The following is an 11,135-nucleotide window of genomic DNA, read 5'->3' on the forward strand; positions in this document are numbered from 1 at the left end:
ATTGTGAATGTAAAAATTCCAACATCATGTTTTTATTCTTATAGAGGAAATGTTCATGGGCGGCATCAGTATTTGGCAGCTTCTAATTATTGCGTTAATTGTTGTGTTGTTATTCGGAACTAAAAAATTACGTTCTTTAGGTGGCGATTTAGGTGGGGCTGTTAAGGGCTTCAAAAATGCAATGAATCCTGAAGATGAAGAAAAGAAGTCTCTAGAAGACAGCACTGCGAAAAAGTCTGAACAGGCAACTGAGCAGAAATCCGAGTCAAAGGATAAAGAACAGGCGTAATTCATTATGTTTGACGGTATTGGCTTTATGGAGCTACTGCTGATTGGAATTTTGGGGCTTGTGGTTCTCGGCCCCGAAAGACTTCCGGTTGCAGTACGTTCAATATCTGAGTGGCTCCGCTCATTAAAGCGGATGGCAAACTCAGTCAAAGATGAATTAGAGCAAGAGCTTAAAATTGATCAGCTTCATGCTGACCTTAAAAAAGCAGAAAGCAAAGGTTTGTCGAACCTATCACCTGAACTACAAGAGTCCATTGATCAGCTAAAAGATGCTGCAAAATCGGTTAATCGTCCCTATCAAGTTGACGAAGTAGCCAAAGATACCTCTGCAGCTACACCCGCTGAAAGTTCTACTGCCAAAAGTGAACAAGCAAACGACTCTGACAGTTCAAATACCAAAAGCTAACACGGGTAACCAATGTCACAACAGCTACCTCTTATCAGTCATTTGCTTGAGTTACGAAATAAGTTACTTAGAGCTATCGGCAGCGTATTGCTGGTATTTATCTGCTTAGTTTATTGGGCAAATGACATTTACCATTATATGGCAATCCCATTAATGCAATCACTGCCAGAGACCGGCAGTATGATTGCAACGGATGTAGCCGCGCCCTTTTTTGCGCCATTTAAATTAACCTTAGTGTTATCATTTTTTGTGGCGATCCCCTACGTACTATTTCAAGTATGGTCATTTGTGGCGCCCGGTTTATACAAACACGAAAAGCGCATGATTATGCCGCTGCTATTTAGCAGTACGGTATTATTTTACCTCGGTATTGCTTTCGCCTATTACGTGGTATTTCCGGTGGTATTTGCGTTTTTCACCAGTGTCGCACCAGAAGGAGTGCAAGTAGCAACCGACATTAGTAGCTATTTAAGTTTTATCTTAAAGCTATTTTTTGCTTTTGGTTTAGCCTTTGAAATCCCTGTAGCCGTAGTATTAATGTGCTGGGCTGGCGTGACAACACCAGATGAGCTTAAACAAAAACGCCCTTACATTGTTGTAGGTGCATTTGTGGTTGGCATGATGCTAACGCCACCTGATATTATTTCACAAACAATGTTAGCGATTCCTATGTTAATATTATTTGAAGGTGGTTTATTAGCAGCTAGACTATATACCCCAAAAGAAGATACAGATAACGAAGAGCCAGAGAACGAGAAAGCTGATAGTTAAATTGCGCATCGCACTCATGGACTAGTTAACCAATAAAAAGAAGGATTCTGTAATGCGTTTAACTTTGATTGCCACTTTTGCTTTGGCTATCTCTTCTCAAGCACAGGCCAGTGTTGAGCAACAACTGGCGAGCTGTGCAGCTCAAACTGACAAACTTGACCGGCTAATGTGTTACGACACATTAGCCGCGTCAGTTAACACCTCCCTCACTTCAGCGACAACAGAGACTGCTACTGCGGTATCGACGCCAGCAGTAGTAACTGCATCTGCCGTAACAAAGGCTGCAGTTGCAACGTCTAACAATCCTACTGCAGAACAAGAGTTTGGTCTTAAAAAGAAGGTCGATGAGGATGTCACTCGCCTTTATGCTGACGTTGTATCGGTAAAAAAAGATCCTTACGGCTCATTAATTATTACCCTGTCTAATAATCAAACTTGGAAGCAGTCAGGTACTGACCGCTATAAAGTGAAAAAAGATCAAACCGTCTTTGTTGAAAAAGGCGCTCTCGGTTCATTCCTACTGGGCAGCGATGATCGTAACTCCACTATTCGAGTGAAGCGTTTAAAATAAATCATGCCGCAGCATATCGACATAGCCGTTAATTTGCTTAGCAGCAGGTTAATCGCTGATATTGACAACATAGTGACTCAAGCGGCGCAACATCATGTTTCGCCGTTAATTGTTATTGGCAGTGATATTACTGAAAGTAGCGACAGCGCCTCGCTGTGCGCAAAATACCCTCAGCAACTCTATAGCACTGCAGGGGTTCACCCTCACCACGCCAGTAGCTGGAATGCTGCCAGTGCTGATGAGATAAAAACCTTAGCAGCATTAAAGCAAGTGGTTGCTATTGGTGAATGCGGTTTAGATTATAATCGCGACTTTTCTCCCCGTAATGCCCAGCGCCTTGCCTTTCACGCCCAACTTGAATTGGCAGTTGCATTACAAATGCCGGTACTGATGCACTGTCGTGACGCTCACGAGGACTTTATTGCAATAGTAAGTCAATATCGCCACAAGCTCCCTGCAGCGCTGCTGCATTGCTTTACGGGCAGCAAAGATGAGTTACTTGCTTGTCTTGAATTAGATTTACATATCGGCATAACTGGCTGGGTATGCGATGAACGTCGCGGCGCTGAGCTGGCGAGCATAGTGCCATTGATCCCAAACAACCGCTTAATGGTTGAAACTGACAGCCCTTATTTATTACCTCGCAGCATGCGCCCTAAACCCAAATCTAGCAAAAATTTGCCACAATACTTGCCCTATATTGCCGAGTATATTGCTAATCTTCGTCAGCAACCCTATGCAGAGCTGGCAGCCCATTGCTACACCAACAGCCAGCGTTTTTTTAACCTAGGGCAGGATTAATGCAGCAAGTGCATTGGGCGTTTAAAGCATTTACTTTGTTTTTTATTATATTGCTAACTCAATTACAAGCAGCCCACGCGCTTGCCGTTGAGCACGCCAATACCCCGCTAAGATTAACCGCCTCATCCATTACAAAAATCAAATTAACGGATTGGATGTATATCAATCAGTCTCAAGATATTGAAGAGCTTGCCAGCTTAACACTGCTAAAAAATAGCCAACAAGATTGGCGCAAGTTAAGCCGCGGCGATATGCGTAAAATTGGCGCTAAAAATACTTGGTTGAGTTTTAGTATTTTTAGCCCTAATGACCATCTATCACGCATGATAGCGCTGAATAACCCACTGCTAGATAGCATGAAACTATATCATTTAGTCAATAACAAATTAGTAAAAGTGGAGCTAATGGGTGATAGCTATCCGTTTAAACAGCGCCCACTGCAAAGTAATTTATTTCTTTACCCCTTTGAATTACAGCCAAACGAAACACATACCTTTTACTTAAAAATCGATAATCGCGGCAGCTTAAATTTTCCATTGGTACTATGGAGTAAAAATGATTACAGCCATGCCATTGAGTCTCAAAGCCTTGCTAATGGCTTTCAAATTGGGATATTGATTGCCATTGGGCTATTTAGTTTGTTTATTGCCCTCGCATCAGGGTCTTTTAGTTATAGTTACTATAGTGGCTATGTACTCAGTTTAACTCTACTTGTGGCCACTATTCATGGTATTGCCTTTCAATATTTATGGCCCACACTGCCGGTGGTGCAAAACTTAGCCATTCCAATATTAATCCCGATAGCCTTAGCTTTTGCGCTGATGTTTACCGAAAAAGTGATGCTACTTAAATATCATAATAAACCGATGCTATTAGTCGGTCGTTACCTTGCGGTTTACTGCGTTTTACTGAGTCTGGTTATCTCGTTTATTGATTTTAAATTCAGCTTATATTTGCTCACTTTCTCGGTAATCGCCATTAGCTGTGTACTGATTACAGTATCTTTAATACAAGTAATTAAAGGCAGTAAAAATGCACGTTTATATGCTATTGCCCGTATCGGGCTATTTATTGGTGCCATTCTCAGCGGGCTCATTTATCTGGGCTATTTACAGTGGTATATGCCAGCGCATACTCCAATGATGATCGGACTGACCTTTGAAGTCATTGTCATGGCTGCAGTGCTAGCTGTGCGCTATAACGATGAACGAAAAGCCAAACTTCAAATGCAAAAAAAGGCCCTAGAGCAAGCCCAAAAACTACAACAAAACCGTGATGAAGCTTTAAAAGCAGAAGCGAGAACCAATGAACGTCTCGAACAAATGGTCGCTGAGCGGACTCTTGAGCTCGAAGTCACCTTACGTGAGCTAAATGATGCCAATCAAAAGCTGCAGCAACAAAGCACCACTGACAGTTTAACTGGGGTAAAAAATAGAAACGCCTTTGATAAACGCCTAACCGCAGAAGGACGCATTAGTCGTCGTCAGCAAACCTCACTTGCTATCCTAATGGTTGATATTGATAAATTTAAACAGATTAATGATCAATTTGGTCACCTTGCTGGCGACCTTGCAATTAAAGTGATTGCGACAACAATTTCTGAGTTTTTAAAACGACCAACCGATCTGGTGTCACGTTTTGGAGGTGAAGAGTTTGCTATTATATTACCAAATACTGATAGTGTAGGAGCGATGCTATTGGCTGAAAGAATTCGCCAAGCAATCTCCAATTTATCAATCGATTGGGATAATAACCCTATTTCCCTTTTCGTAAGTATCGGTGTGAGCGCTGCCATTATCGAAACCGATGAACAGCCAACTCAGTTACTTGAACAAGCAGATAAAGCGCTTTACCAAGCTAAGCGCAGTGGACGAAATCAGGTTTGTCTGTTTTCGTCTGATTAAGATCAGTCTAATTTCAGGAGTCGAATGTGAATATAATTACTAGTGCTTTTCCACAGCGCAGAATGCGCCGCATGCGTAAACATGATTTCAGCCGCCGTTTAATGTCAGAAAACAAACTGTCGGTGAATGACCTTATCTACCCAATGTTTGTTCTTGAAGGCAACAATCGCACCGAAAAAGTGGCGTCGATGCCGGGTGTTGAACGCTATTCAATCGACTTATTACTCAAAGAAGCCGCTGAATTAGTCGAACTTGGCATTCCTTTGATTGCCCTGTTCCCAGTTACACCTGCGGAAAAGAAAACCCTCATGGCTGAAGAAGCTTACAATTGTGACGGTTTAGTACAGCGCGCCGTACGTGAGTTAAAACAAGCTTTTCCTGAGCTTGGGATTATGACAGATGTGGCACTTGACCCCTTCACCACCCATGGTCAAGACGGCATTATTGATGACACAGGTTACATCCTTAACGACATCACCACTGAGATCTTAGTCAAACAAGCCTTATCACACGCTGAAGCCGGCGCTGACATTGTCGCTCCTTCAGACATGATGGATGGCCGAATTGGCGCTATTCGTGAAGCATTAGAATCTGCAGGCCACGTTAACACCCAAATTATGGCATATTCAGCCAAATACTCTTCTAGTTACTACGGCCCTTTCCGTGACGCTGTCGGCTCAGCAGGTAACCTTAAAGGTGGCAACAAGCATAGCTACCAAATGGATCCAGCCAATAGCGATGAAGCCTTACATGAAGTCGCATTAGATATTCAAGAAGGTGCAGACATGGTAATGGTAAAGCCTGGCATGCCATACCTTGATATCGTTCGCCGCGTAAAAACCGAACTAGCAGTGCCGACTTTTGCATACCAAGTGAGTGGCGAATATGCCATGCACATGGCAGCAATTCAAAATGGCTGGTTAGCCGAAAAGGCTATCGTGATGGAATCACTGCTGTGCTTTAAGCGCGCTGGCGCCGATGGTATTTTAACTTACTTTGCTAAAAGCGCAGCTCAGTGGCTAAAAGAAGATAAGTAAATAAAAGATTTTATTTATACAAGATGAATAACAAACAGGAGACCTATTGGTCTCCTTTTTTATAGCGCATTTTGCAGGCTAAATGATTCAAATTGATTACAAAGGCGACTAAAACACCCCCCAATAGTGACATTCATCGCCGTAGCAATAAACATTAACTCTTGCTAATGCACTATGAGCCAGTGCAAAGTTATCTTTGAATTTTACTTATATTAGTGATCTAGCTAACAGCTAGCTAATATTCAACTTCACTAACCTAAGGTTAAATGATTGAATTGTTTTATTGTTCTTTCTTGAGGCCTTATCATGCATAACACTGTTAAAACATTATTAGCTACAACCGCAATTTTCTTTGGCAGCCATTTGGTTGCTGGCTCAGCCATGGCTGGCAGTGGTTGTTCATTCGATGAAGAGCAAACAGGCTTCATGGCAACATGCAGCGAGGAGAAACAAGAAGTGATTATTACCGGACTTGTTGATATTTCAACACTTGAAAAAGACTTACCAGGTTACGCTGCAGAGTATGAGCAGTATAAAATTGATGCTGCCGCATTAACTGAATTAAAAGCGGTAACTACCCCAACAAATATCGTGGTAATTATTGGTACTTGGTGCCCTGATTGCCATCGTGAAACGCCACGTTTCATGCGCCTTATCGAAGAAGCGGCCAATCCGAATATTACCGTGACTTACATAGGTATTGATCGCAGCAAAGTTGATCCAGAAGGCCTAGCGGCAGCATATGAATTCACCCGAATCCCGACCTTTATCATTCAGCAACAAGATGAAGAAATTGGCCGAATCGTTGAACGTCCAACAGTGTCGCTGGAACAAGATTTAGTCAACATTCTGAAATAGTCTGTTTTGAGTTATTTCAGCCAAATAAAAACGGGATCAAATGATCCCGTTTTTTGTATTCGATTTTTATTACAAGGTCATTAAAGCATTAAGCCATTCTTGCAGCCAACATGCTTAGCACTCCTTCACGCAGCGCACCACCCGATAAATTAAGCGACTCAATATCAAGTAACTCAAATAAGGCGATTAAAATCGCAATCCCTGAGGCAAATGTCGGTGCTTTTTCAGCAGATAAGCCTTGAATATGATGCAGTGACTCATTTTGCTGTGCCAACACTTCGTCTCTAAAACGATGCAGCACTTTCAAAGTGATGATCTCAGACAGCTCGCGATGATGAAGTACTGACACCACAGACTGTACAGCCCCAGATGCGCCCACAACGCCTTGCCAACCCAATTGTGTCAGTTGTTGCAAGCAAGGCTTCAGCGCCATCAGTACCGCAGCTTTAGCTTGCTCAAAATCAGCCATTAGATAAGGCGTTTGCTTAAAAAACTGTTGATTAAAGCGCACACAGCCAAAGTCTAAACTGGTTTTAAACAGCACTTGATTACCATTTCCGATAATAAACTCAGTACTGGCGCCGCCAATATCAATCACCAAGCGTTGGCCGCCACCTTCTGTAGTGGCCGCCATACCTTGGTAAATTAATTCAGCTTCTCGCAAACCACTAATGACTTCAATCGGATGACCTAAAATCGGTAATGCCCGTTGGTGAAACTCATCAGCATTGCTGATCACACGTAAAGTTGCGGTGGCAAATACCGCCACATGCTCAGCTGCGACTTGATGTTTATCAAGCATCTCAGCAAACATTTGCAAACAATCTAGCCCGCGCTGTAATACGGCTTCATCAAGACGGTTATCAGCCCCAATACCTTCAGCCAAACGTACTTTACGTTTGTATTTTGCAATAATAGTGGGTTGGCCGTTCAGGGTGTGAGCGACCAACATATTAAAACTATTTGAGCCGAGTGTTATCGCGGCATATGCAGGCATTGCAGCTGTCACTGTCATTTACGAATGTCTACGTGCCCTTTGAGGTGGACGTCCACCACTGCGATGCGCACCACTTCTCGCACCATCACGCGTACGTGTTGTTGGGTGCTTACGATGGATACGAACCGGTGGCGGTAAATCGTCTAGCAAAGCTTCACGATCATAATTAGTGACTGGTATTGAGTGCTTAATATACGTCTCAATGGCCGGTAAATTCAGTGCGTACTCTTCACAAGCAAAACTCACTGACACACCTTTTTGTCCCGCACGACCTGTACGACCAATACGGTGAACGTAATCTTCACAATCATCTGGTAAATCATAGTTATAAACATGAGATACATCAGAAATATGTAAGCCACGCGCCGCCACATCAGTTGCAACTAACACATCAAGCGCGCCTGAAGTAAATTGCTCTAAAATGCGAATACGTTTTTTCTGCGGTACATCACCGGTTAATAACCCCACTCGATGGCCGTCGCCTTCTAACCATGACCACACCTTTTCACAGCTGTGTTTGGTGTTTGAAAATACGATAGCCTTTTCTGGCCAATCTTCTTCCATTAATGTCAGAAGCAAACGCATTTTATCTTCAGTCGAAGGGTAGAAAATTTCTTCTTTGATGTTCTTTGAGGTTTTTTCGCCAGGTGAGACTTCAACTTTTTCTGGATCATTCATATGATCGTAAGCTAATTCCTGAACCTTCATTGATAACGTCGCTGAAAACAACATATTTAAGCGTGACTTAGCATCAGGCATACGCCTAAACAAGAAACGAATATCTTTAATAAAACCTAAATCGAACATGCGATCAGCTTCATCAAGCACAACGGCTTGAATTGCATTTAAACTGATCACACCTTGGCGTACGTAATCGATAATACGACCCGTAGTACCAATTAAAATATCAACACCAGCATCAAGCACTTGGCGTTGAACATCATAACTCTCACCGCCATAAACAATACCGACTTTTAAACCCGTATGTCGTGCAAGCAATTTAGCATCTTTGGCAATCTGAATCGCAAGTTCGCGAGTCGGTGCCATGATGATAGCTCTAGGCTGATTAATTTGACGACCTTCTGGCTCAGCAACTGAGAGAAGGTGGTGAAAAGTGGCCACTAAAAAGGCCATTGTCTTGCCAGTTCCTGTTTGTGCCTGGCCAGCAATATCTTTTTGTTGTAATAAAATGGGAAGAGATAACGCCTGAATTGGCGTACAAAATTCAAAGCCATTTTCGTTCAAAGCCTGTATAACCTCTGACTTCAGAGGGAAGTCGGCGAATCTTTGTGTTGATAAATGTGTTTCGCTCATAGCGCAAGCATACCCGTTAGTGTTGCAAAAAAAGACTCGATCGTTTCAAATAGCTACATTAATAGAACGGTCACTTGAAAAGCTATTTAACCGTCCCAATATACATGGTAAGCCATTAATAAACTAGCAATGGTGCCAAATCTGGAGATCTACATGAGCGATAAAATTGTATACCTAAGCGATGACAGCTTCGAAAACGACGTCATTAACTCAGAATTACCAGTACTGGTAGACTTCTGGGCAGAGTGGTGTGGTCCTTGTAAAATGATTGCCCCAATCCTAGACGACGTGGCTGAAGAGTACGCGGGTAAGCTAACTGTAGCTAAATTAAACGTTGACCAAAATAATGTTTCACCTGCTAAGTACGGTGTACGTGGCATTCCAACATTATTAATGTTTAAAGGCGGCGAGTTAGTTGCTACTAAAGTGGGTGCTTTATCAAAAACTCAACTTAAAGAGTTTATTGACGCACAAGCTTAATCAAGTCTATTTATAAAATCGCGGCACTATTGATTAATGACATAACCTGCTAACCCCGTTAGCAGGTTATTGCTAAAAAAAACGCTATTTTAGTGTAATGAACAACAATCAATTTTAATAATGTTGCGTGTTTTACGTTTGAAAAGTGACAATCGGCACAATATATGAACAATTTGTGCCGTTTTTTCGCTAAAATTCTGGACGCACTGCCCATATAGTGCTAATTTATTCATCAGATTTTTCAACCAAACCCCTACTCGCTTATCAATCGACTATTTCAATTTCGTAAGACCCAAAGAAAGATTGATTGCAGTAAGCATCGTCGCGTAATACAAGACCCCCAACATGAATTTAACTGAATTAAAAGACACGTCTATATCAGATCTGGTTTCACTAGCAGATAGCATGAAATTAGAGAACATGGCCCGTGCCCGTAAACAGGACATCATCTTCTCTATTCTGAAATCCCACGCCAAAAGCGGTGAAGACATTTTTGGTGGCGGTGTGCTTGAAATCCTCCAAGATGGTTTCGGCTTTTTAAGAAGCTCAGATGGTTCATATTTAGCAGGCCCTGATGACATTTATGTCTCTCCTAGCCAAATCAGACGCTTCAATATGCGTACCGGTGATACCATCTTTGGTAAAATCCGCCCACCGAAAGATGGTGAACGCTATTTTGCACTCTTAAAAGTTAACGAAGTTAACTTCGATAAGCCTGAAAATTCTCGCACAAAAATCCTCTTTGAAAACCTTACCCCACTGCATGCAGAAGAACGTATGCGTATGGAACGTGGTAATGGTTCAACAGAAGACATCACCTCACGTATTTTGGATCTATGTTCTCCAATTGGTAAAGGTCAGCGTGGTTTGATTGTGGCTCCGCCTAAAGCGGGTAAAACCTTATTGCTACAAAACATGGCGCAAAGCATTACCTATAACAACCCAGAAGTGGTGTTAATGGTATTACTTATCGATGAACGTCCTGAAGAAGTAACCGAAATGCAGCGCATGGTAAAAGGTGAAGTTATTGCTTCTACCTTTGATGAGCCAGCAAGTCGTCACGTTCAAGTTGCTGAAATGGTTATTGAAAAAGCCAAGCGCTTAGTTGAACACAAAAAAGACGTGGTTATCTTATTAGATTCAATCACTCGTCTTGCCCGTGCATACAACACAGTAATCCCATCATCAGGTAAAGTGCTTACTGGTGGTGTTGATGCAAACGCATTACATCGTCCAAAACGTTTCTTCGGTGCTGCACGTAACATCGAACATGGCGGCAGCTTAACCATTATCGCAACAGCGCTTGTGGATACTGGCTCTAAAATGGATGAAGTTATTTACGAAGAATTTAAAGGTACTGGTAACCAAGAGTTACACCTTTCTCGTAAAGCAGCTGAAAAACGCGTTTTCCCTGCAATCGACTTTAACCGCTCTGGTACTCGTCGTGAAGAGAAACTAACCACGCCTGATGAGCTACAGAAGATGTGGATTTTACGTAAAATCCTTAATCCTATGGATGAAGTTACCGGCATGGAGTTCCTTATCGATAAATTGGCAATGACCAAAACTAACGATGAGTTCTTCACTGCAATGAAACGCGCTAAGAGTTAATTCTCTTTATCGTTTCAGTACAGTAAACTGAATACAAAAATGCCGCTAACTGAGTTAGCGGCATTTTTATTTGTAAATTTAACCCTTATAACGCCTG

12 protein-coding genes are annotated in these 11,135 nt (G+C 42.2%); 10 read left to right on the forward strand and 2 right to left on the reverse strand.

Going from position 1 to position 11,135, the window contains the following annotated elements; translation table 11 throughout:
• Positions 1-55: 55 nt before the first annotated feature.
• From tatA to BCU94_RS07360, 8 genes are all read left to right on the forward strand, one after another.
• Positions 56-289: a Sec-independent protein translocase subunit TatA gene (tatA, locus tag BCU94_RS07325; RefSeq protein WP_076539319.1), complete on the forward strand. Its 234-nt coding sequence runs from the start codon at positions 56-58 to the stop codon at positions 287-289.
• A gap of 6 nt (positions 290-295) precedes the next feature.
• Positions 296-694, forward strand: a complete 399-nt coding sequence (tatB, locus tag BCU94_RS07330; protein ID WP_102476027.1) for a Sec-independent protein translocase protein TatB — start codon at positions 296-298, stop codon at positions 692-694.
• A gap of 12 nt (positions 695-706) precedes the next feature.
• Positions 707-1,465, forward strand: coding sequence for a twin-arginine translocase subunit TatC (tatC, locus tag BCU94_RS07335; RefSeq protein WP_076539321.1), 759 nt, complete (start codon positions 707-709; stop codon positions 1,463-1,465).
• A 52-nt stretch (positions 1,466-1,517) separates the two neighbouring features.
• Complete coding sequence (locus BCU94_RS07340) at positions 1,518-2,036, forward strand: hypothetical protein (protein WP_102476028.1); 519 nt, start codon at positions 1,518-1,520, stop codon at positions 2,034-2,036.
• A 3-nt stretch (positions 2,037-2,039) separates the two neighbouring features.
• Positions 2,040-2,837: a TatD family hydrolase gene (locus BCU94_RS07345; protein WP_102436983.1), complete on the forward strand. Its 798-nt coding sequence runs from the start codon at positions 2,040-2,042 to the stop codon at positions 2,835-2,837.
• Positions 2,837-4,741, forward strand: coding sequence for a diguanylate cyclase (locus BCU94_RS07350; RefSeq protein WP_102476029.1), 1,905 nt, complete (start codon positions 2,837-2,839; stop codon positions 4,739-4,741). The genes BCU94_RS07345 and BCU94_RS07350 overlap by 1 nt, the downstream gene beginning before the upstream one ends.
• A 26-nt stretch (positions 4,742-4,767) precedes the next feature.
• The gene (gene hemB / locus BCU94_RS07355) at positions 4,768-5,778 is read left to right on the forward strand and encodes a porphobilinogen synthase (protein WP_102476030.1); all 1,011 of its coding nucleotides are present in this window, start codon (positions 4,768-4,770) and stop codon (positions 5,776-5,778) included.
• Between the two features lie 306 nt (positions 5,779-6,084).
• On the forward strand, positions 6,085-6,636 hold the full coding sequence (locus BCU94_RS07360) for a thioredoxin family protein (RefSeq protein ID WP_102476031.1): 552 nt from the start codon (positions 6,085-6,087) through the stop codon (positions 6,634-6,636).
• 88 nt (positions 6,637-6,724) lie between these two features.
• Here the strand turns inward: BCU94_RS07360 and BCU94_RS07365 are convergent, their stop codons facing one another.
• Both BCU94_RS07365 and rhlB read right to left on the reverse strand, forming a co-directional pair.
• Complete coding sequence (locus BCU94_RS07365) at positions 6,725-7,651, reverse strand: exopolyphosphatase (RefSeq protein ID WP_241904971.1); 927 nt, start codon at positions 7,649-7,651, stop codon at positions 6,725-6,727.
• Complete coding sequence (rhlB, locus tag BCU94_RS07370) at positions 7,652-8,947, reverse strand: ATP-dependent RNA helicase RhlB (protein ID WP_102436991.1); 1,296 nt, start codon at positions 8,945-8,947, stop codon at positions 7,652-7,654.
• A gap of 153 nt (positions 8,948-9,100) precedes the next feature.
• On the opposite strand from rhlB, the gene trxA reads away from it, so the two are divergent.
• A complete protein-coding gene (trxA, locus tag BCU94_RS07375) occupies positions 9,101-9,427 on the forward strand; it encodes a thioredoxin TrxA (RefSeq protein WP_055023577.1) in 327 nt (108 codons plus the stop codon).
• 345 nt (positions 9,428-9,772) lie between these two features.
• Positions 9,773-11,038 carry a transcription termination factor Rho gene (gene rho, locus BCU94_RS07380; protein ID WP_076539336.1) on the forward strand — a complete coding sequence of 422 codons (1,266 nt, stop codon included), beginning with the start codon at positions 9,773-9,775 and terminating at the stop codon, positions 11,036-11,038.
• The last annotated feature ends 97 nt before the right edge of the window (positions 11,039-11,135 follow it).

Source organism: Shewanella sp. 10N.286.52.C2, assembly GCF_002874545.1.
Classification (GTDB): Bacteria; Pseudomonadota; Gammaproteobacteria; order Enterobacterales; family Shewanellaceae; genus Shewanella.